General features: G+C 66.5%; 14 protein-coding genes, 1 tRNA gene and 3 rRNA genes. 14 read left to right on the forward strand and 4 right to left on the reverse strand.

Translation table 11 applies throughout. The features are described from left to right. The first annotated feature begins 173 nt into the window (after positions 1–173). On the forward strand, positions 174–1,685 hold the full coding sequence (gene eccD / locus SLINC_RS32685) for a type VII secretion integral membrane protein EccD (protein WP_067445933.1): 1,512 nt from the start codon (positions 174–176) through the stop codon (positions 1,683–1,685). A 75-nt stretch (positions 1,686–1,760) separates the two neighbouring features. On the opposite strand, the gene SLINC_RS32690 is transcribed toward eccD, so the two are convergent. Beyond that, on the reverse strand, positions 1,761–2,051 hold the full coding sequence (locus SLINC_RS32690; protein ID WP_067440739.1) for a DUF397 domain-containing protein: 291 nt from the start codon (positions 2,049–2,051) through the stop codon (positions 1,761–1,763). A 265-nt stretch (positions 2,052–2,316) separates the two neighbouring features. Between SLINC_RS32690 and rpsO the strand changes: the two genes are divergently transcribed. The 5 genes from rpsO (at position 2,317) to SLINC_RS32715 (ending at position 7,777) form a co-directional block, all read left to right on the forward strand. After that, positions 2,317–2,604 carry a 30S ribosomal protein S15 gene (rpsO, locus tag SLINC_RS32695; RefSeq protein ID WP_003993372.1) on the forward strand — a complete coding sequence of 96 codons (288 nt, stop codon included), beginning with the start codon at positions 2,317–2,319 and terminating at the stop codon, positions 2,602–2,604. 331 nt (positions 2,605–2,935) lie between these two features. Next, a complete protein-coding gene (locus tag SLINC_RS32700; protein WP_067440742.1) occupies positions 2,936–5,155 on the forward strand; it encodes a polyribonucleotide nucleotidyltransferase in 2,220 nt (739 codons plus the stop codon). Next, positions 5,152–6,531, forward strand: coding sequence for a M16 family metallopeptidase (locus tag SLINC_RS32705; RefSeq protein ID WP_067440745.1), 1,380 nt, complete (start codon positions 5,152–5,154; stop codon positions 6,529–6,531). Before SLINC_RS32700 ends, SLINC_RS32705 begins: the two co-directional genes overlap by 4 nt. A 28-nt stretch (positions 6,532–6,559) precedes the next feature. Further along, positions 6,560–7,312: a 4-hydroxy-tetrahydrodipicolinate reductase gene (gene dapB / locus SLINC_RS32710; RefSeq protein ID WP_067440748.1), complete on the forward strand. Its 753-nt coding sequence runs from the start codon at positions 6,560–6,562 to the stop codon at positions 7,310–7,312. Positions 7,313–7,324: 12 nt separating this feature from the next. Further along, the gene (locus SLINC_RS32715) at positions 7,325–7,777 is read left to right on the forward strand and encodes a tetratricopeptide repeat protein (protein WP_067440752.1); all 453 of its coding nucleotides are present in this window, start codon (positions 7,325–7,327) and stop codon (positions 7,775–7,777) included. Between the two features lie 22 nt (positions 7,778–7,799). Here the strand turns inward: SLINC_RS32715 and SLINC_RS32720 are convergent, their stop codons facing one another. Continuing rightward, the gene (locus SLINC_RS32720; protein WP_067440755.1) at positions 7,800–8,354 is read right to left on the reverse strand and encodes a PH domain-containing protein; all 555 of its coding nucleotides are present in this window, start codon (positions 8,352–8,354) and stop codon (positions 7,800–7,802) included. Positions 8,355–8,453: 99 nt separating this feature from the next. After that, positions 8,454–8,693, reverse strand: coding sequence for a hypothetical protein (locus SLINC_RS32725; protein ID WP_067440758.1), 240 nt, complete (start codon positions 8,691–8,693; stop codon positions 8,454–8,456). A gap of 201 nt (positions 8,694–8,894) precedes the next feature. Between SLINC_RS32725 and thyX the strand changes: the two genes are divergently transcribed. From thyX to SLINC_RS32770, 8 genes are all read left to right on the forward strand, one after another. Further along, positions 8,895–9,635 carry an FAD-dependent thymidylate synthase gene (gene thyX, locus SLINC_RS32730; protein WP_067440761.1) on the forward strand — a complete coding sequence of 247 codons (741 nt, stop codon included), beginning with the start codon at positions 8,895–8,897 and terminating at the stop codon, positions 9,633–9,635. Between the two features lie 211 nt (positions 9,636–9,846). Then, complete coding sequence (gene dapA, locus SLINC_RS32735; protein ID WP_067440764.1) at positions 9,847–10,746, forward strand: 4-hydroxy-tetrahydrodipicolinate synthase; 900 nt, start codon at positions 9,847–9,849, stop codon at positions 10,744–10,746. Positions 10,747–10,899: 153 nt separating this feature from the next. Continuing rightward, positions 10,900–12,585 carry a ribonuclease J gene (locus SLINC_RS32740; protein WP_067440767.1) on the forward strand — a complete coding sequence of 562 codons (1,686 nt, stop codon included), beginning with the start codon at positions 10,900–10,902 and terminating at the stop codon, positions 12,583–12,585. A 505-nt stretch (positions 12,586–13,090) separates the two neighbouring features. After that, a 16S ribosomal RNA gene (locus SLINC_RS32750) occupies positions 13,091–14,618 on the forward strand. 315 nt (positions 14,619–14,933) lie between these two features. Beyond that, positions 14,934–18,057: ribosomal RNA gene (locus tag SLINC_RS32755) — 23S ribosomal RNA — on the forward strand. A 96-nt stretch (positions 18,058–18,153) separates the two neighbouring features. Next, positions 18,154–18,270 (forward strand): 5S ribosomal RNA (gene rrf, locus SLINC_RS32760). Together the 16S, 23S and 5S rRNA genes form the textbook arrangement of a ribosomal RNA operon. Positions 18,271–18,384: 114 nt before the next feature. Next, positions 18,385–19,047, forward strand: coding sequence for a DegT/DnrJ/EryC1/StrS family aminotransferase (locus SLINC_RS32765; protein ID WP_067440770.1), 663 nt, complete (start codon positions 18,385–18,387; stop codon positions 19,045–19,047). A gap of 95 nt (positions 19,048–19,142) precedes the next feature. Beyond that, positions 19,143–19,218: transfer RNA gene (locus tag SLINC_RS32770), tRNA-Thr, on the forward strand. A gap of 59 nt (positions 19,219–19,277) precedes the next feature. Here the strand turns inward: SLINC_RS32770 and SLINC_RS32775 are convergent. After that, a complete protein-coding gene (locus SLINC_RS32775) occupies positions 19,278–22,028 on the reverse strand; it encodes a SpoIIE family protein phosphatase (protein WP_067440773.1) in 2,751 nt (916 codons plus the stop codon). Positions 22,029–22,362 lie beyond the last annotated feature (334 nt).

Genomic DNA, 22,362 nt, shown 5'->3' on the forward strand with positions numbered 1-22,362 from the left:
AATCCGCAACGGTTCGAACCCAGCGCCTCCCTGCGGCCCCCGGGCGAGACGTCCCAGTGGACCGACTGCGGGGGTGGCGCGGCACAACCTACACAGGATCTTTACGGGCGGAAGCGTGGGGCGGCGGCACCGCGGGCCGTCCCACCACCGACGAGGGGGAACAGCAGGTGAGCATGACGGCCTCCGCGCCGGCCGGCGCAACCGGCGGATCGGGCACCGGAGCCCCTTCCGGGGCAGGCTTGGGATTCGGCTTCTGCCGGGTCACCATCGTCGCGCCCGACAGCCGTATCGACGTGGCGCTCCCGGACGACGTGCCGGTCGCCGACCTCTACCCGGAAGTCCTGCGCCTGTCCCAGCAGAGCCCCGCCGAGGGCGCTCCGGTCGGGTACCACCTCGTACGCCGGGACGGCACCGTCCTCGACGGCGCGCGGTCCTTCGCCGCGCAGCGCATCCTCGACGGCGAGCTGCTGACCCTGCGCCCGTTCGCCGAGTCGCTGCCGCCGGCCGTCCTCGACGACGTGTCCGAGGCGGTGGCCGCGGCGGTCACCAAGGACCGCACCCTGTGGAACGGCGACCTCACCCGGGCCGCCGGCCTCGTCGCGGGCGGCATCCTGCCCGCCCTGCTGGCGTTCGTGGCCTGGAGCTCCCAGATCCGCCACGACATGAACAGCCTCCAGGGCATCGTCGCCGGCGTCACCGCGCTCCTCCTGGTGATCATCGCGGGCGTACGGGCGCGTGTGTACGACGACCGCGGCTCCGCCATCGCCCTCGGCCTCGGCGCGCTGCCGAACGCCGCGGTGGGCGGTTCCGGACTGCTGGCGCTGTCCGCCGGCGAGGGCATCGGGCGGCTCCAGTTCCTGCTCGCCTGCGCGGCGGTCCTGGTCGCCGCCGTCGTCCTCACCCTGGTGTCACCCGGCGGCGACGGCCCGTTCGTGGCCTTCGTCTTCGCCTCCGCGATCGGTCTGATCACCAGCTTCATCGCGATCCTCACGGATCTGCGGCCCATCGAGACGGCCGCCATCTGCGCCCCGCTCGCCGTCGTCGCGCTCGCCTTCCTGCCGGGCCTGTCCATGCGCTTCGCACGGCTGCCCATCGGCTTCGAACCGCCGAACCCCTCCCGTGGCGGCGGTTACGACACCGGCGAGGCCGCCCCGCAGGAGACCATCGACGTCGAGCGCGTCGCGGCCCAGGCCCGCCGTGGCCACGAGCTCCTGGTCGGCCTGGTCGGCGGCTGCGCGCTGGTCGCCGTGGGCGCGTCGATCGTCCTCGGCTTCTCCAACAACGTATGGGCGGAGCTCCTGGCCCTCGCCACCGGCATCGCGATGCTGATGCGCGCCCATCTGTTCCGCTACACCGCCCAGGTCGGCGCCACCCTGGCCGCGGGCCTGGCCGCCCTCGTCTTCCTCGGCCTCGGCCTCGCCCTGAATCCGCCGCACGACTACGTCCGCGACGCCTTCCTGGGCGACACCACCGCCCTCGACATCCGCAGCGTCTGGCTCGCGGCGGCCATCGGCGCGGCCGCCGCTCTGGTGACCGCGATCGGCCTGGTCACCCCGGAGCGAGGGGTCACCCCGTTCTGGGGCCGCTTCCTGGAGATCGCCGAGAGCTTCGTCCTGCTCACCCTGATCCCGCTGTCCCTGGCCGTCTTCGACGTCTACGCACGCGCGCGTGCGATGACCAGCTAGCGACGCCGGACCCGCAGACGACTCGAGCCGTGCCCCTGCCGAAGGGGCACGGCTCGACCGCGTTCGGGATCCCGTCTACTCGACGTCCCCACCACTGCGCGGCGCCGGCTCCAGATCGAACTCCCCGTCCCGCGCGCCGAGCACGAAGGCCCGCCACTCCGCCTCCGTGTACCGCAGCACGGTGCCCGGGTCGAGCGAGGAGCGCATGGCCACCGCCCCGCCGGGCAGATCGGCGATCTCGACCCGCTCCTCGTGCTCCTCGGTCCCCGGCGCGCTGCGCCACTCGACGCCGGAGATGTCGAGGGCGTACAACTCGTCCCTCTCCCGCTCCTTGCGTGCCTTGATCTCCTGTGCCGTCTCCGCCATGCCGCAGCGACCCCTTCCGGACGTGCCGTACGATCCGACGCTCACCCTAGTGGCGCCACCCGCCCGGCCTGGGAGCTTCACGGACCGGGGCGAGGACCCCCGCCAGTGCCTGCTAGGCTGTGTGACGGCCGTTTGTGTACGCACCCCCGGAGCATCGCTCTGGCGGCAGCGCCCAGCGGATCCCCGCCTCCCGAGTAACGGAAGCTCCCCCGAGACCAAGACCGGGGGCACTCGATGGCTCACCACAGACTTACGAGGAGTACGCGTGCCGCTCGACGCCGCTACGAAGAAGCAGATCATCACCGAGTTCGGCCAGAAGGAGGGCGACACCGGCTCCCCCGAGGTCCAGGTCGCCATGCTGTCGCGCCGGATCTCCGACCTGACCGAGCACCTCAAGACCCACAAGCACGACCACCACTCCCGTCGTGGTCTGCTGATCCTGGTCGGTCAGCGCCGTCGCCTCCTTCAGTACCTGGCGAAGAAGGACATCCAGCGCTTCCGTGCGCTGGTCGACCGCCTCGGCATCCGTCGCGGTGCGGCGGGCGCCAAGTAAGACGCCGTGAAGGGGGCGGTTCCCGAAACGATCGGGGGCCGCTCCCTTTGCCGTACGTACGGAATGCACTGACGTACGTGCGGGAACGTGCGGAGTGTCACTCACGCTTTGTAGTGTGGTAGCACAACGCAATACGCACGACACAGAACACGTAGGACCTGAACGAGGAGAAGCGCACCTCGCCGCCGCCGGTCCTCGGTAGTGGCCCCCGGGGGGAAGTGAGCCCCGGGTGCTTCGATCGAAGACCGGCCCGCACCGCCCGGAGCGCTTCTCCGCAACCGTCCCCCTGCCACACGGGCAGCCGAGGGACGAAGACGAGGAGAAAACGCTAGTGGAGAACGAGACCCACTACGCCGAGGCCGTCATCGACAACGGCTCCTTCGGCACCCGCACGATCCGTTTCGAGACGGGCCGTCTGGCCAAGCAGGCCGCCGGCTCCGCCGTGGCGTACCTGGACGACGACACCATGGTGCTGTCGGCCACCACCGCCTCCAAGAACCCCAAGGACCAGCTCGACTTCTTCCCCCTCACGGTGGACGTCGAGGAGCGGATGTACGCCGCCGGCAAGATCCCCGGCAGCTTCTTCCGCCGTGAGGGCCGTCCCTCCGAGGACGCCATCCTCACCTGCCGTCTGATCGACCGCCCGCTGCGCCCGTCCTTCAAGAAGGGCCTGCGCAACGAGATCCAGGTCGTCGCCACCATCATGGCGCTCAACCCCGACCACCTGTACGACGTCGTGGCGATCAACGCCGCCTCCGCGTCCACGCAGCTGGCCGGTCTGCCCTTCTCCGGCCCGATCGGCGGCGTCCGCGTCGCGCTGATCAACGGCCAGTGGGTGGCCTTCCCGACGCACTCCGAGCTCGAGGACGCCGTCTTCGACATGGTCGTCGCGGGCCGCACCCTGGAGGACGGCGACGTCGCGATCATGATGGTCGAGGCCGAGGCCACCGAGAAGACCATCCAGCTGGTCAAGGGCGGCGCCGAGGCGCCGACCGAGGAGGTCGTCGCCGCCGGTCTGGACGCCGCGAAGCCCTTCATCAAGGTGCTGTGCAAGGCCCAGGCCGACCTCGCCGCGAAGGCCGCCAAGCCGACCGGTGAGTTCCCGATCTTCCTCGACTACCAGGACGACGTCCTGGAGGCCCTCTCGGCCGCCGTCAAGGACGAGCTCGCCCAGGCGCTGACCATCGCCGGCAAGCAGGAGCGCGAGACCGAGCTGGACCGCGTCAAGGCGCTCGCCGCCGAGAAGCTGATCCCGCAGTTCGAAGGCCGCGAGAAGGAGATCTCCGCCGCGTACCGCTCGCTCACCAAGCAGCTGGTCCGCGAGCGCGTGATCAAGGAGAAGAAGCGCATCGACGGCCGTGGCGTGACGGACATCCGTACGCTCGCCGCCGAGGTCGAGGCCATCCCGCGCGTGCACGGTTCCGCGGTGTTCGAGCGTGGCGAGACCCAGATCCTGGGCGTCACCACCCTCAACATGCTCCGCATGGAGCAGCAGCTGGACACCCTCTCCCCGGTGACCCGCAAGCGCTACATGCACAACTACAACTTCCCGCCGTACTCCACCGGTGAGACCGGCCGCGTCGGTTCCCCGAAGCGTCGCGAGATCGGCCACGGCGCCCTCGCCGAGCGCGCCCTGGTGCCGGTCCTGCCGGCGCGCGAGGAGTTCCCCTACGCGATCCGCCAGGTCTCCGAGGCGCTGAGCTCCAACGGCTCGACGTCCATGGGCTCGGTCTGCGCCTCCACCATGTCGCTGCTGAACGCCGGTGTGCCGCTGAAGGCCCCCGTCGCCGGTATCGCCATGGGTCTGATCTCCCAGGAGATCGAGGGCGAGACGCACTACGTCACCCTCACCGACATCCTCGGTGCGGAGGACGCCTTCGGCGACATGGACTTCAAGGTCGCCGGCACCAAGGAGTTCGTGACCGCTCTCCAGCTCGACACCAAGCTGGACGGCATCCCGGCCTCCGTCCTGGCCGCCGCTCTCAAGCAGGCCCGTGACGCCCGCCTCCACATCCTCGACGTGATGATGGAAGCGATCGACACGCCGGACGAGATGTCCCCGAACGCCCCGCGGATCATCACCGTCAAGATCCCCGTGGACAAGATCGGTGAGGTCATCGGCCCCAAGGGCAAGATGATCAACCAGATCCAGGAGGACACCGGCGCCGAGATCACCATCGAGGACGACGGCACCATCTACATCGGTGCCGCCGACGGCCCCTCCGCCGAGGCCGCGCGTACGACGATCAACGGCATCGCCAACCCGACGATGCCCGAGGTCGGCGAGCGCTACCTGGGTACGGTCGTGAAGACGACGACGTTCGGCGCCTTCGTCTCCCTCCTCCCCGGCAAGGACGGTCTGCTGCACATCTCGCAGATCCGCAAGCTGGCCGGCGGCAAGCGCGTGGAGAACGTCGAGGACGTTCTCGGTGTGGGCCAGAAGGTCCAGGTCGAGATCGCCGAGATCGACTCCCGCGGCAAGCTCTCCCTCATTCCGGTGGTTGAGGGCGAAGAGGACGCTTCTGAGGACAAGGACGACACCGACAAGTGACGTCGAGCAGCTCCACGGCGACGGCCCGCACCTCTTCGGAGGCGCGGGCCGTCGCCCGTACCCAAACCCTCATCAAGGGCACCAACGGCATCGGGGTGGTCCGCAAGACCACCCTCCCCGGCGGCCTGCGCATCGTCACCGAGACCCTCCCCTCGGTCCGCTCCGCTACCTTCGGCATCTGGGCCCACGTCGGCTCCCGTGACGAGACGCCGTCCCTGAACGGCGCCACGCACTACCTGGAGCACCTGCTCTTCAAGGGCACGTCGAAGCGCAGCGCGCTGGACATCTCCTCCGCGATCGACGCGGTCGGCGGTGAGATGAACGCGTTCACCGCCAAGGAGTACACGTGCTACTACGCACGCGTGCTCGACACCGACCTGCCACTCGCCATCGACGTCGTCTGCGACATGCTGACCGGCTCGCTCATCCTCGAAGAGGACGTCAACGTCGAGCGCGGCGCGATCCTCGAAGAGATCGCCATGACCGAGGACGACCCGGGCGACTGTGTGCACGACCTGTTCGCGCACACCATGTTCGGCGACAACCCCCTCGGCCGCCCGGTCCTCGGCACGGTCGACACCGTCAACGCCCTCACCGCCGACCGCATACGCCGCTTCTACAAGAAGCACTACGACCCGACCCACCTCGTGGTCGCGGCCGCCGGAAACATCGACCACAACAAGGTCGTACGACAGGTCCGCGCGGCCTTCGAGAAGGCGGGCGCCCTCAAGGACTCCGACGCGGAGCCCATCGCCCCGCGCGACGGCCGGCGCACCCTGCGCACGGCCGGCCGCGTCGAGCTGATCGGCCGCAAGACCGAGCAGGCCCACGTCGTCCTCGGCATGCCGGGCCTGGCCCGCACCGACGAGCGCCGCTGGGCGCTGGGTGTCCTGAACACCGCCCTGGGCGGGGGCATGTCCTCGCGCCTGTTCCAGGAGGTCCGCGAGAAGCGCGGCCTGGCGTACAGCGTGTACTCGTACACCTCCGGCTTCGCCGACTGCGGCCTGTTCGGCGTGTACGCGGGCTGTCGGCCCTCGCAGGTCCACGACGTACTGAAGATCTGCCGCGACGAACTCGACCACGTCGCCGAGCACGGCCTCTCGGACGACGAGATCGGCCGTGCCGTGGGCCAGCTCCGGGGCTCCACCGTCCTCGGCCTGGAGGACACGGGTGCGCTGATGAACCGCATCGGCAAGAGCGAGCTGTGCTGGGGCGAGCAGATGTCGGTCGACGACATGCTGGCCAGGATCGCTTCGGTCACCCCGGACGACGTCCGTTCCGTCGCCCGCGAGATCCTGGGACGGCGGCCCTCGCTGTCGGTCATCGGCCCGCTGAAGGACAAACAGGCGTCCCGTCTCCACGAAGCCGTCGCCTAACTCCACCCCCGGTTAAGGAAGCAAGAAGATGAGCAAGCTGCGCGTGGCGGTCCTCGGCGCCAAGGGCCGGATCGGTTCCGAGGCGGTGCGGGCGGTCGAGGCCGCCGAGGACATGGAACTGGTCGCTGCCCTGGGCCGGGGCGACACGCTCCAGACCCTGGCCGAGACCGGCGCCCAGGTCGCCGTCGAACTGACCACGCCGGACTCGGTGATGGCCAACCTCGAGTACTGCGTCGGCCACGGCATCCACGCCGTCGTAGGCACCACGGGCTGGACGGACGAGCGTCTCGCGCAGCTGAACGGCTGGCTCGACCGCTCCCCTCAGACCGGTGTCCTCATCGCACCGAACTTCTCCATCGGCGCCGTCCTGACCATGAAGTTCTCGCAGATCGCCGCGCCCTACTTTGAGTCGGTCGAGGTCATCGAACTGCACCACCCGAACAAGGTGGACGCCCCGTCCGGCACCGCCACCCGCACCGCCCAGCTCATCGCCGAGGCCCGCCGCGAGGCCGGCACCGCTCCGGCGCCGGACGCCACGGCCACGGCCCTGGACGGCGCGCGCGGCGCCGACGTCGACGGTGTCCCCGTCCACGCCGTCCGCCTGCGCGGTCTGCTCGCCCACCAGGAGGTCCTGCTCGGCGGCGAGGGCGAGACGCTGACCGTGCGCCACGACTCTCTCCACCACAGCAGCTTCATGCCGGGCATCCTGCTCGGCGCCCGCCGCGTGGTGACCACTCCGGGCCTGACCTTCGGCCTGGAACACTTCCTGGACCTGAACTGAGCCCCTGACGTCATGCGCGCGAAGCTCACCTACGCCATCACGGCCGCCGTCCTGGTCTTCTACTTCGTCCTGGTCGGCAGCCGTGGCGTCATGCTCATCCAGTCCGGCACGATCCTGACCGTCACCTTCGGTGTCGCCGTCCTGATCCTGCCGGTCATCGGTCTGTGGTTCCTCTGGAAGAACACGCAGTTCGTCCGCAGGGCCAATGCCCTCGCCGCCGAGCTGGACGCCGAAGGCGGCCTGCCCGTCGACGAGTTGAAGCGCACCCCGAGCGGTCGCGTCGACCGCGACTCGGCCGACGAGGTCTTCGCCAAGCGCAAGGCCGAGACGCAGGCGTCCCCCGACGACTGGCGCAGCTGGTTCCGCCTCGCCATCGCCTATCACGACGCCCGCGACACCCCGCGCGCCCGCAAGGCGATGCAGCGGGCGATCGCCCTGCACGACGGCAGGCCCGTCCAGGCCTAGCCGTCGCTTCGGTCGTCGGGTGTCAGTCCCGCCCGTATTCGTCCGCCCAGGCCTCCACCGCGTCCGCCGCCCGGTCGAAGGAACCGGCGCGCGCCAGGAAGTCCGCGTTGTGCGTGGTCATCAGCATCGGGGTGTCCTCGGCCGCACGATCCTTGCGTACGAGCAGCAGGGCCTGCCCCTGAACCGTGCGGGGCAGCCCAAGCCAGCGCACCGGCTGCTGCACCGTCCGCACTGCGACGATCCGGTCCCACGCCACCGTACGAGTGCGGAGGAAGCCCACCTGGCGCAGACCGTCGGCGCTCACCCACACCCCCACCCGCAGCAGTCGCAGGGCACCGACGATGACGGCGGCCGCGATACCGAGGACCACACCGGCCTCGGACATCGAACCGGTCAACGCGATGATGACCGCCGCGAAGAGCACGTACGACGCGAGCAGCAGAAGAATCGCCGCCACGCCGACGCGCCACGGGCCGGGCCGGTAGGGGCGCCGCCAGCGGTCACGGTCGTCGAACGGCAGGGCGACGTCCTCCGCCGCCTCGAATGCGCGATCGGCCGTCAGGAAGGGCAGGGGCACGGCTGGTCCTCACTCGCTCCACATGTGTTGTGCCCGGTGAGGTTATCCACCCGTATCCCTGCTCACCACTCTCGGGGGGCCGGATGAGTCAGCCTCGGCTCAGCGCCCCTGGGACGCCTGGGACTGCTCGGCACCCGCGGACGGCAGGTCCTGGGAGAGCGCCGGTATCCCGAGGACCAGGGATCCCGCCAGCCCGGCGACGATCGTGAGCCCCATGAGCCAGCGCCCGGCTATCTGACTGACGGACGCCCGTTCACGGGGCGGGGGAGCGACATTGCTGCGGAACCTGTCGGCTTCGGCGAGGAAGGCGAACGGCACGGGTTCACGCCTGCGGAACATCAGAGGTCCTGCTCCTCTCTGGACTCGAACGAATCGGTGTCACCAACACAGACGATCGAGTGCCACAAATGGTGCCCGCTTGCCCCGAATTCACAGAAGTTCGCCGAAAAAGTTGCGGACCGGCACCGAACGACCCGATGTCAGTGACGGCCCGTAGAGTGGGCGCCGCCCGAGAGACGTGATGGAAGGACCCTCCGCGCCGTGACCGACACCCCCGCCGACGACCTCAAGCCCAGCTTCCTCAGTGACGTCACCGTCGAGCTGGTCAAGCACAGCGCGGCCGACTCCGACGTGCTGTGGGCTGCTCGCGTCTCCACTGCCGGAGAGCAGTCGCTGGACGAGCTGAAGAAGGACCCGGAGCGCTCCAAGGGCCTGATCAACTACCTGATGCGGGACCGGCACGGCAGCCCCTTCGAGCACAACTCGATGACCTTCTTCATCAGCGCCCCGATCTTCGTCTTCCGCGAGTTCATGCGGCACCGCGTGGGCTGGTCGTACAACGAGGAGAGCGGCCGCTACCGCGAGCTCCAGTCCGTCTTCTACGTCCCCGGGCCGGACCGCAAGCTCGTCCAGGAGGGCCGCCCCGGCAAGTACGTCTTCGTCGACGGCACCGAGGCCCAGCAGGAGCTGGTCGTGCGCACCATGGAGGACTCCTACCGCCAGGCCTACGACGCCTATCAGGAGATGCTCGCCGCAGGCGTCGCCCGTGAGGTCGCCCGCGCCGTCCTCCCCGTCGGACTGTTCTCCTCGATGTACGCCACCTGCAACGCCCGCTCGCTGATGCACTTCCTCGGGCTGCGCACCCAGCACGAACTGGCGACCGTCCCGTCCTTCCCGCAGCGCGAGATCGAGATGGTCGGCGAGAAGATGGAGGCCGAGTGGGCCAAGCTCATGCCGCTCACCCACGCCGCCTTCAATGCGAATGGTCGCGTGGCGCCGTAACGCACCCTCGTTCCCTCGCCGGGCACAGATGTGCGGTTCAGCCTCACGAAGTGTCCGTATTGCGGCATTTAGCGAAGTTCATCTAGCCTGATCAAACGGACCCGGCACTGCTTGAACCCCCGAGCAGGCAGTGCCGGGCTCCACCTTTGTCATGACTTTTCACGTCCCCCGGGGGCGGACCTCCCCGTGAGCAACGAGTAGCGTGTAACCCATGGCTCCGACCTCGACTCCGCAGACCCCCTTCGGGCGGGTCCTCACCGCCATGGTCACGCCCTTCACGGCGGACGGCGCACTCGACCTCGACGGCGCGCAGCGGCTCGCCACCCATCTGGTGGACGCAGGCAACGACGGCCTGATCATCAATGGCACCACCGGCGAGTCGCCCACGACCAGTGACGCGGAGAAATCGGATCTCGTACGAGCCGTACTGGAGGCCGTCGGCGACCGCGCCCATGTCGTCGCCGGAGTCGGCACCAACAACACCCACCACAGCATCGAGCTCGCCCGGTCGGCCGAGCGAGTGGGCGCACACGGCCTCCTGGTCGTCACGCCGTACTACAACAAGCCCCCGCAGGAGGGCCTCTACCGACACTTCACGACGATCGCCGACGCCACCGAGCTGCCGGTCATGCTCTACGACATCCCCGGCCGCAGCGGTGTCCCGATCAACACCGAGACACTCGTCCGGCTCGCCGAGCACCCGCGCATCGTCGCCAACAAGGACGCCAAGGGCGACCTCGGGCGCGCCAGCTGGGCCATCGCCCGCTCCCGCCTCGCCTGGTACTCCGGCGACGACATGCTGAACCTGCCGCTGCTCTCCGTGGGCGCGGTCGGCTTCGTCTCGGTCGTCGGCCACGTGGTCACCCCCGACCTGCGCGCCCTCGTCGAGGCCTTCGTCTCCGGCGACGTCCAGAAGGCCGCGGAGATCCACCAGAAGCTGCTCCCGGTCTACACCGGCATGTTCCGCACCCAGGGCGTCATGACCACCAAGGCCGCGCTCGCCCTCCAGGGTCTGCCGTCCGGGCCACTGCGCGCCCCCATGGTGGAGCTCGCGCCGGAAGAGGTCGAGCAGCTCAAGATCGATCTTGCTGCCGGCGGGGTACAGCTCTAGCAACAGACTTCGCGCGCCGCGTCGCGCAACCAGACTTCACAACTGAATAAGCGGGCCACCGGTGCCTGCGTCCACAACGACAACTGCTTCTGCACGAACGTCATGCGCGCCACGTGCCCACCGTTACGTGGCGCGTGTGGTGAGGAGAGTCTTTTGAGTCATCCGCATCCTGAACTCGGCACGCCCCCGCCGCTGCCCGAGGGCGGCCTCCGGGTCACCCCACTGGGCGGCCTCGGCGAAATCGGCCGAAACATGACGGTCTTCGAGTACGGCGGTCGCCTGCTGATCGTCGACTGCGGCGTGCTCTTCCCGGAGGAGGAGCAGCCCGGAATCGATCTGATCCTGCCGGACTTCTCGTCCATCAGGGACCGCCTCGACGACATCGAGGGCATCGTCCTCACCCATGGCCACGAGGACCACATCGGCGGCGTCCCCTTCCTCCTGCGCGAGAAGCCGGACATCCCGCTGATCGGCTCCAAGCTGACCCTCGCCCTGATCGAGGCCAAGCTCCAGGAGCACCGGATCCGCCCGTACACCCTGGAGGTGGCGGAGGGGCACCGCGAGCGCGTCGGCCCCTTCGACTGCGAGTTCGTCGCGGTCAACCACTCCATCCCGGACGCCCTGGCCGTGGCCATCCGCACCCCCGCCGGCATGGTGGTGCACACGGGCGACTTCAAGATGGACCAGCTCCCGCTGGACAACCGCCTCACCGATCTGCACGCGTTCGCCCGGCTGAGCGAGGAAGGGATCGACCTCCTCCTCTCCGACTCTACGAACGCCGAGGTCCCCGGGTTCGTCCCGCCGGAGCGGGACATCTCCAACGTCCTGCGTCAGGTCTTCGGCAACGCCCGCAAGCGGATCATCGTGGCGAGCTTCGCCAGCCACGTCCACCGCATCCAGCAGATCCTGGACGCCGCCCACGAGTACGGCCGCAGGGTCGCCTTCGTCGGCCGCTCGATGGTCCGCAACATGGGCATCGCGCGCGACCTGGGCTACCTGAAGGTCCCACCGGGTCTGGTGGTCGACGTCAAGACACTCGACGACCTCCCCGACCACGAGGTGGTCCTGGTCTGCACGGGCTCCCAGGGCGAACCGATGGCCGCCCTCTCCCGCATGGCCAACCGGGACCACCAGATCCGGATCGTCAACGGCGACACGGTGATCCTGGCGTCGTCCCTGATCCCCGGCAACGAGAACGCGGTCTACCGCGTGATCAACGGCCTGACCCGCTGGGGCGCCAACGTCGTCCACAAGGGCAACGCCAAGGTCCATGTCTCCGGCCACGCGTCCGCGGGCGAGTTGCTGTACTTCTACAACATCTGCCGCCCGAAGAACCTGATGCCGGTCCACGGCGAATGGCGCCACCTCCGGGCCAACGCCGAACTGGGCGCCCTCACCGGCGTCCCGCACGACCGGATCGTCATCGCGGAGGACGGCGTCGTCGTCGACCTCGTCGAGGGCAAGGCCAAGATCTCCGGCAAGGTCCAGGCGGGCTACGTGTACGTCGACGGCCTCTCGGTCGGAGATGTCGGTGAGCCGGCGCTCAAGGACCGCAAGATCCTCGGCGACGAGGGCATCATCTCGGTCTTCGTGGTCATCGACGCCTCCACCGGCAAGATCACAGGTGGTCCGCATATCCAGGCCCGCGGCTCGGGCATCGAGGACTCCGCCTTCGCCGACGTCATCCCGAGGGTCACCGAAGTCCTGGAGCGTTCGGCCCAGGACGGCGTGGTCGAACCCCACCAGCTCCAGCAGCTGGTGCGGCGAACCCTCGGCAAGTGGGTCTCGGACACCTATCGGCGCAGGCCGATGATCCTGCCTGTCGTGGTGGAGGTCTGACGGTCCGTCGGACCTCCGTCCTTGCCAACCTGGAGCGGGGCGCCTCGATTTGCATCGAGGCGCCCCGCTCCAGTACGTTTACGGCTCCGCCCAGACGGGAACCCGGACGCCTCGTGCGACTGGGAGTCAGTCCCGGAAGGGGCGGGAATTCCGACTCAGAACTTCTGATAAAGTCGGAGCCGCCGGAAAGGGAAACGCGAGAGCGGGAACCTGGAAAGCACCGAGGAAATCGGATCGGAGAACGGTCTGATAGAGTCGGAAACGCAAGACCGAAGGGAAGCCCGGAGGAAAGCCCGAGAGGGTGAGTACAAAGGAAGCGTCCGTTCCTTGAGAACTCAACAGCGTGCCAAAAATCAACGCCAGATATGTTGATACCCCGTCTCCGGCCATCACGGCCGAAGATGAGGTTCCTTTGAAGAAAACACAGCGAGGACGCTGTGAACCATCGGCTTATTCCGCCGGTGGTTCCGCTCTCGTGATGTGTGCACCCGATTACGGGTAAACATTCACGGAGAGTTTGATCCTGGCTCAGGACGAACGCTGGCGGCGTGCTTAACACATGCAAGTCGAACGATGAACCACTTCGGTGGGGATTAGTGGCGAACGGGTGAGTAACACGTGGGCAATCTGCCCTTCACTCTGGGACAAGCCCTGGAAACGGGGTCTAATACCGGATACCACCACCATGGGCATCTGTGGTGGTTGAAAGCTCCGGCGGTGAAGGATGAGCCCGCGGCCTATCAGCTTGTTGGTGAGGTAATGGCTCACCAAGGCGACGACGGGTAGCCGGCCTGAGAGGGCGACCGGCCACACTGGGACTGAGACACGGCCCAGACTCCTACGGGAGGCAGCAGTGGGGAATATTGCACAATGGGCGAAAGCCTGATGCAGCGACGCCGCGTGAGGGATGACGGCCTTCGGGTTGTAAACCTCTTTCAGCAGGGAAGAAGCGAAAGTGACGGTACCTGCAGAAGAAGCGCCGGCTAACTACGTGCCAGCAGCCGCGGTAATACGTAGGGCGCAAGCGTTGTCCGGAATTATTGGGCGTAAAGAGCTCGTAGGCGGCTTGTCACGTCGGGTGTGAAAGCCCGGGGCTTAACCCCGGGTCTGCATTCGATACGGGCTAGCTAGAGTGTGGTAGGGGAGATCGGAATTCCTGGTGTAGCGGTGAAATGCGCAGATATCAGGAGGAACACCGGTGGCGAAGGCGGATCTCTGGGCCATTACTGACGCTGAGGAGCGAAAGCGTGGGGAGCGAACAGGATTAGATACCCTGGTAGTCCACGCCGTAAACGGTGGGAACTAGGTGTTGGCGACATTCCACGTCGTCGGTGCCGCAGCTAACGCATTAAGTTCCCCGCCTGGGGAGTACGGCCGCAAGGCTAAAACTCAAAGGAATTGACGGGGGCCCGCACAAGCAGCGGAGCATGTGGCTTAATTCGACGCAACGCGAAGAACCTTACCAAGGCTTGACATACACCGGAAACGGCCAGAGATGGTCGCCCCCTTGTGGTCGGTGTACAGGTGGTGCATGGCTGTCGTCAGCTCGTGTCGTGAGATGTTGGGTTAAGTCCCGCAACGAGCGCAACCCTTGTCCTGTGTTGCCAGCAACTCCTTCGGGAGGTTGGGGACTCACAGGAGACCGCCGGGGTCAACTCGGAGGAAGGTGGGGACGACGTCAAGTCATCATGCCCCTTATGTCTTGGGCTGCACACGTGCTACAATGGCCGGTACAATGAGCTGCGATACCGTGAGGTGGAGCGAATCTCAAAAAGCCGGTCTCAGTTCGGATTGGGGTCTGCAACTCGACCCCATGAAGTCGGAGTTGCTAGTAATCGCAGATCAGCATTGCTGCGGTGAATACGTTCCCGGGCCTTGTACACACCGCCCGTCACGTCACGAAAGTCGGTAACACCCGAAGCCGGTGGCCCAACCCCCTTGTGGGGAGGGAGCTGTCGAAGGTGGGACTGGCGATTGGGACGAAGTCGTAACAAGGTAGCCGTACCGGAAGGTGCGGCTGGATCACCTCCTTTCTAAGGAGCACTTCTTACCGGATCCTTCGGGATCAGGTCAGAGGCCACTACGCAGGCAAACGTTCTGCGGTGGTTGCTCAAGGGTGGAACGTTGATTATTCGGCACACTTGATCGTCTTCTCCTTCCAGTACTGCTCTTCGGAGCGTGGAACGTTGAGGGAAGCGGAAAGTGTGTCGGGCACGCTGTTGGGTGTCTGAGGGCACGGCCGTAAGGTCCTGTCTTCGGGTGCCGGCCCCAGTGAACTCGCCCAGGAGGGCGGGGTGATGGGTGGCTGGTCGTTGTTTGAGAACTGCACAGTGGACGCGAGCATCTGTGGCCAAGTTTTTAAGGGCGCACGGTGGATGCCTTGGCACCAGGAACCGATGAAGGACGTGGGAGGCCACGATAGTCCCCGGGGAGTCGTCAACCAGGCTTTGATCCGGGGGTTTCCGAATGGGGAAACCCGGCAGTCGTCATGGGCTGTCACCCATACCTGAACACATAGGGTATGTGGAGGGAACGCGGGGAAGTGAAACATCTCAGTACCCGCAGGAAGAGAAAACAACCGTGATTCCGGGAGTAGTGGCGAGCGAAACCGGATGAGGCCAAACCGTATACGTGTGAGACCCGGCAGGGGTTGCGTATGCGGGGTTGTGGGATCTCTCTTCTGTCGTCTGCCGGCGACAGGACGAGTCAGAAACCGTTGATGTAGGCGAAGGACATGCGAAAGGTCCGGCGTAGAGGGTAAGACCCCCGTAGTCGAAACATCAGCGGCTCGTTTGAGAGACACCCAAGTAGCACGGGGCCCGAGAAATCCCGTGTGAATCTGGCGGGACCACCCGCTAAGCCTAAATATTCCCTGGTGACCGATAGCGGATAGTACCGTGAGGGAATGGTGAAAAGTACCGCGGGAGCGGAGTGAAATAGTACCTGAAACCGTGTGCCTACAAGCCGTGGGAGCGTCGCGTGCAGCACTTGTGCTGTACGTCGTGACTGCGTGCCTTTTGAAGAATGAGCCTGCGAGTTTGCGGTGTGTTGCGAGGTTAACCCGGGTGGGGAAGCCGTAGCGAAAGCGAGTCCGAATAGGGCGGTATAGTAGCGCGCTCAAGACCCGAAGCGGAGTGATCTAGCCATGGGCAGGTTGAAGCGGAGGTAAGACTTCGTGGAGGACCGAACCCACCAGGGTTGAAAACCTGGGGGATGACCTGTGGTTAGGGGTGAAAGGCCAATCAAACTCCGTGATAGCTGGTTCTCCCCGAAATGCATTTAGGTGCAGCGTCGTGTGTTTCTTGCCGGAGGTAGAGCACTGGATAGGCGATGGGCCCTACCGGGTTACTGACCTTAGCCAAACTCCGAATGCCGGTAAGTGAGAGCGCGGCAGTGAGACTGTGGGGGATAAGCTCCATGGTCGAGAGGGAAACAGCCCAGAGCATCGACTAAGGCCCCTAAGCGTACGCTAAGTGGGAAAGGATGTGGAGTCGCACAGACAACCAGGAGGTTGGCTTAGAAGCAGCCACCCTTGAAAGAGTGCGTAATAGCTCACTGGTCTAGTGATTCCGCGCCGACAATGTAGCGGGGCTCAAGCGTACCGCCGAAGTCGTGTCATTGCGATATATACCCCCAACGGGGATCGTGATGGGTAGGGGAGCGTCGTCTGCCGGGTGAAGCAGCCGCGGAAGCGAGTTGTGGACGGTTGACGAGTGAGAATGCAGGCATGAGTAGCGATACACACGTGAGAAACGTGTGCGCCGATTGACTAAGGGTTCCTGGGTCAAGCTGATCTGCCCAGGGTAAGTCGGGACCTAAGGCGAGGCCGACAGGCGTAGTCGATGGATAACCGGTTGATATTCCGGTACCCGCTGTGAAGCGTCTAACATCGAACCCATTTATGCTAAGGCCGTGAAGCCGTTCCGGACCCTTCGGGGAATGGAAAGTGGTGGAGCCGCCGAACCACGGTGGTAGTAGGTGAGTGATGGGGTGACGCAGGAAGGTAGTCCATCCCGGGCGGTGGTTGTCCCGGGGTAAGGGTGTAGCCCGAGAGATAGGTAAATCCGTCTCTCATGAGGGTGAGACCTGATGCCGAGCCGATTGTGGTGAAGTGGATGATCCTATGCTGTCGAGAAAAGCCTCTAGCGAGTTTCATGGCGGCCCGTACCCTAAACCGACTCAGGTGGTCAGGTAGAGAATACCGAGGCGTTCGGGTGAACTATGGTTAAGGAACTCGGCAAAATGCCCCCGTAACTTCGGGAGAAGGGGGGCCATCACCGGTGATTGAATTTACTTCATGAGCTGGGGGTGGCCGCAGAGACCAGCGAGAAGCGACTGTTTACTAAAAACACAGGTCCGTGCGAAGCCGTAAGGCGATGTATACGGACTGACGCCTGCCCGGTGCTGGAACGTTAAGGGGACCGGTTAGTCCAACTTCGGTTGGGCGAAGCTGAGAACTTAAGCGCCAGTAAACGGCGGTGGTAACTATAACCATCCTAAGGTAGCGAAATTCCTTGTCGGGTAAGTTCCGACCTGCACGAATGGCGTAACGACTTCTCGACTGTCTCAACCATAGGCCCGGTGAAATTGCACTACGAGTAAAGATGCTCGTTTCGCGCAGCAGGACGGAAAGACCCCGGGACCTTTACTACAGTTTGATATTGGTGTTCGGTTCGGCTTGTGTAGGATAGCTGGGAGACTGTGAACTCTGGACGCCAGTTCAGGGGGAGTCGTCGTTGAAATACCAGTCTGGTCGTGCTGGATGTCTAACCTGGGTCCGTGATCCGGATCAGGGACAGTGTCTGATGGGTAGTTTAACTGGGGCGGTTGCCTCCTAAAGAGTAACGGAGGCGCCCAAAGGTTCCCTCAGCCTGGTTGGCAATCAGGTGTTGAGTGTAAGTGCACAAGGGAGCTTGACTGTGAGACCGACGGGTCGAGCAGGGACGAAAGTCGGGACTAGTGATCCGGCGGTGGCTTGTGGAAGCGCCGTCGCTCAACGGATAAAAGGTACCCCGGGGATAACAGGCTGATCTTCCCCAAGAGTCCATATCGACGGGATGGTTTGGCACCTCGATGTCGGCTCGTCGCATCCTGGGGCTGGAGTCGGTCCCAAGGGTTGGGCTGTTCGCCCATTAAAGCGGTACGCGAGCTGGGTTTAGAACGTCGTGAGACAGTTCGGTCCCTATCCGCTGCGCGCGCAGGAATATTGAGAAGGGCTGTCCCTAGTACGAGAGGACCGGGACGGACGAACCTCTGGTGTGCCAGTTGTCCTGCCAAGGGCATGGCTGGTTGGCTACGTTCGGGAGGGATAACCGCTGAAAGCATCTAAGCGGGAAGCCTGCTTCGAGATGAGTATTCCCACCCCCTTTGAGGGGTTAAGGCTCCCAGTAGACGACTGGGTTGATAGGCCGGATGTGGAAGCCCAGTAATGGGTGGAGCTGACCGGTACTAATAGGCCGAGGGCTTGTCCTCAGTTGCTCGCGTCCACTGTGTTGGTTCTGAAACCACGAACAGCCCCATATTCCCTTGTGGAGTGTGGTGTGGCATGGTTCGACAGTTTCATAGTGTTTCGGTGGTTTTAGCGTGAGGGAAACGCCCGGTTACATTCCGAACCCGGAAGCTAAGCCTTACAGCGCCGATGGTACTGCAGGGGGGACCCTGTGGGAGAGTAGGACGCCGCCGAACAATTATTCAAAGGGTTGGTCCCTGAACTTCGGTTCAGGGACCAACCCTTTTTTGTTGTCTGTTACTTGAAGTTCACGTTGCGCGCTCAGCATCCCAAGCATGGGTACTGTTGCAATGCTCCGGGCCGCCGGCGTCGGTATCGGTGACGAGGTCGTCGTACCGGCCTTCGGGAACAGGGAAGTCGCCGAGGCCGTGGTTCTGGCCGGTGCGCTGCCGGTGTTCGCCGACATAGATCCCCTGACGTACTGCTTGGCCGCCTCCACGGTGGAGGCGGCCGTGACTCCGCGGACGGCGGCCGTCGTCGTCGTCCATCGCTTCGGTCGGCCGGCCGACATGATCGGGCTGCTGGAGGTGGGGGAGCGGCACGGGCTTCTCGTGCTCCAGGAGGGCGAGTCCGAGGCGCCGTACGACGAGGTTGCCCAGCGCAGGGAGCGGGCTGCTTATCTCGACGCGAAGTTGAGGGGGGTGCGGACGCCTGAAGGAAGTGTCGGGCACACCTTTCAGCAGTACGTCGTACGGGTGCCGGGGAACGGGCGGCCGGACCGGGACGCGTTCGCCCGGGCCGTTCGGGCCAGGGGGGTCGAGTGCCGGGTGCCGGTGAAGACGCCTGTGCATCGGCTGCCGGAATTCCGCCGGTGCGTTTCCCTGCCGGAGACCGAGCGGGCGGCCGACGACACGCTCGCGCTCCCGGTGGACGCCTCGCTGACCAAGCGGGACATGCAGCGGATCGTGGGCGCATGCAATGCCCTTGGGGGGCTGCTTCAGCCGGCGTTCTGAGGGACCGGGCGTCCTGGTGAGCGCAGTTGGGAGCACGGGTCTGTTCGGGGTATGATCTATTCCGTTGCCGCGAGGGAAACCTCGTAGAGCGACAGGCCCCCATAGCTCAGTCGGCAGAGCGTCTCCATGGTAAGGAGAAGGTCAACGGTTCGATTCCGTTTGGGGGCTCCAGAACAAAAGGCCTCCGCCCTTTCGGGCGGGGGCCTTTCGCTTGCCCTGGTCGATTCTCGTCAGTCCTTGTGGAGGCCGGGGACGCGCATCGCGAGGATCGCCATGTCGTCGGAAGGGGCGTCCGACGCGAAGCGTTCGACCGCGCGCATGATGCGGGCCGCCACAGCGCCGGCTGTGAGGCCGGTGCAGGTGCTCAGGACGTCGGCGAGGCCGTCGTCGCCCAGCATGCGGGCTCCCTCGCGGCGTTCGGTGACGCCGTCCGTGACGCACAGCAGGACATCGCCCGGGTCGAGGGTGACCGCCTGCTCGTAGAGCTCCAGGTCGTCGATGACGCCGAGGAGCGGCTGGGGTTCGGCGGCCGGTTCGACCGTGCCGTCCTGGCGGAGGCGCAGCGGGAGGGGGTGGCCGGCGCAGACCACCTTCAGCTGGGCGCTGCCGTCCTCCTGGGGCCACAGCTCGCCGTAGAGGAGCGTCAGGAAGCGGCTGCGGGCTCCCTCGTCGAGGATCGCGGAGTTGAGGCGCTCCAGGACCGCCGGGCCGCTCAGGCCCTCGCGGGCGAGCAGCCTGAGGGCGTGGCGGGCCAGGCCGGTGACCGCCGCCGCGTTCGGGCCGGTGCCGCAGACGTCGCCGATGGCGAAGCCGTAGGCGCCGTCGCGGATGGGGAAGAGGTCATAGAAGTCGCCGCCGACCTCGTTGCCCTCGCCGGCCGCGCGGTAGATGACCTCGACCTCGACGCCGTCGATCTCGGGGAGCTCGGGCGGCAGGAGGCTGCGCTGGAGGGACTGACTGATGGCTGTGCGCTCGGAGTAGAGGCGGGCGTTGTCCAGGGCCAGGGCGGCTCGGCGGGACAAGTCCTCGGCCAGTTCCAGGATTTCCTGGCGGAAGTGTTCGTCCGTGGGCTTGCCCAGGGTCAGCATGCCGATGACGCGGTTGCGGGCGACCAGGGGGAGGACCACGGTTTCGCCGCCGACGGCGGAGGCCGTGGCGAGTGTGGGGCCGATGCCCGAGGCGATCTGGTGGGTCGGGCCGCCGTTGAGGCCGAGGCTCCGCATGGAGCTGCGCAGGGCCGCCTGGTGGGCCGCCTCGCCGGGGGCCGACCAGACGCGGGCGCCGGGGGTGGGGACCGGGTCCGGGGGCTGGATCTTCGACAGCAGCGACTTGATGCCGTCGATGAGTTCCTCGTCCTCGTGCAGGACGTACGACAGGTAGGGGTCGGAGGCCTGGTCGGCGATCGTGTAGACCGCGCACCAGGTGGCGAGGGTGGGGACCGTCATCTGCGCCATGAGGGCGAGGGTCTGGTCGCGGTCCAGGGTGCCGGCCAGGAGGTCGGAGGCTTCGACGAGGAAGCTGAGCGAGCCTCGGCGCAGGCGTTCCAGTTCGCCCAGGCGGGCCGATTCGACGGCCAGCGCGATGCGGTCGGCGGCGAACTGGAGGCGTAGGGCTTCTTCGTTCGAGTATCTGCCGGGGGACTCGGCCGCGACGCCGAGGGAGCCGGTGAGGCGGCCCTCGACCTTCAGGGGGACGGTGACGACCGAGCGCATGCCGGTGCCGCTCAGCAGCGGGACGGCGCCGGGGACGGCCGTGAGGTCGTCGTGGACGGCCGGCATGCGGGCCGAGCCGTAGCGGCCGGGGCCCGCCTCCACGGGGACGCGGGCGAAGCGCTGGCGGGCGGAGGGCAGGCCGGTGGAGGCGCGGACCTCCAGCTCCGTCTCGTCGTCGGTGGCGAGGAGCAGGAAGGCGGAGTCGCCGTCGAGCATGTCGCGGGCGCGTTCGACCGTGCGCTGGAGGAGGCCGTCGAGGTCGTCCGGGGCCGGGGAGCCGATGAACACCTCGAACGGGTCGGTGCTCTGGCCGTCGGAGGAGGACGTCGAGTCGGCGGGGACCCGCAACGGCGTCTGGAGTACCGCCCGTTCGTGGTCGCGGACGAGGAGGCAGACCGTGGAGGGCTCGCCGGCCGTGTCGCGGACGCGCAGGTGGGAGGCGTACACGGAGGTGACGCGGCCGTTGGAGTCCCTGATGCCGTAACTGCCCTCCCAGCGTGAGAGGCGCAGGGCCTCGGCGATTCCGGTGCTGGTGCCGGGGGTGTGCGGCCAGGCCGCGAGGTCGGTGAGGGGCTTGCCGATGACGAGGTCGGCGGCGTAGCCGAAGAGTTCCTCGGCGTCCTCGTTCCACGACGTGATGGCGCCCGTGCGGTCGATCTGGACGACGGCGACGCGGACGCGGCCGTCGGCGAGGGGGAGGAGGTCGGCGGGGAGGGAGGGGCCCGCGGCGCGGGTGCCCACCGGGCGTTCGGGGAGGTCGAGTTGGAACCAGACCTGCTTGTGCGTGGGGGTGTACTCGACGCCCCAGCGGCCGGACAGGGCCGCGCACAGCTGGAGGCCGCGGCCGCCCTCGCGGTCGGGGCTGCCCATGTTGACGGCCTGGCCCTGGAGGGGGATCTCGCGCTCCGGATAGCGGTCGGCGACCTCGATCCGTACGCCGTCGTCACTTCGTAGACACAACACGTCCGCGGAGGTGCCCGCGTGTACGACGGCGTTCGTCACCAGTTCGCTGGTCAGGACCACGGCGTCGTCGATGATGTCGGCGAAACCCCAGCCCTGGAGGGTGTCGCGGACGAAGGAGCGGGCGCTCGCGACCGATCGCCCGACAGGCTCGAAGCTGGCGGCCGCGCGCGCGGTGATCACAGAACTCCTCGACCGGTTGTCGACGTGCAGAGCTGCCTGGTCGACCGGCTCCTGCCGCTGATGCGGCAGGCCGCCCGTCGGCCGGGGGTCCGGGGGCTGTCCCCCCGGGATCAGTCCGGTGGTCATGTGTGCGGCCGCCCTCCGATGCCCGCTCGTGCTCGTGCCACCGCCCCCCAGGCCGGATGGACCGGCTCGGCTGGACAGCCGCATGCAAGGTTACTTACCTTCCCCGTCCACGCGGATGCCGGTCCGCAGTGTTTCCGTCCGGAGGGTGTGCGGACGATGTGCGAAGCTGCCGAACTGTTATGGCCTGGTTCAGCCAGGGTGAAACACTGGGCAAGCTTCTGGTGAAGGTACTGGCAGGCTGGGTGTGGTTTGCACATGGTGGGCAGCAGCCCCAGGGTGTGGCTTGATACAGCGGGCAGGAATACGCAGCAGTAACCGGTACGCCGAGCAGTAG

Origin of the sequence: Streptomyces lincolnensis (genome assembly GCF_001685355.1) — a bacterium.
GTDB lineage: Bacteria > Actinomycetota > Actinomycetes > Streptomycetales > Streptomycetaceae > Streptomyces > Streptomyces lincolnensis.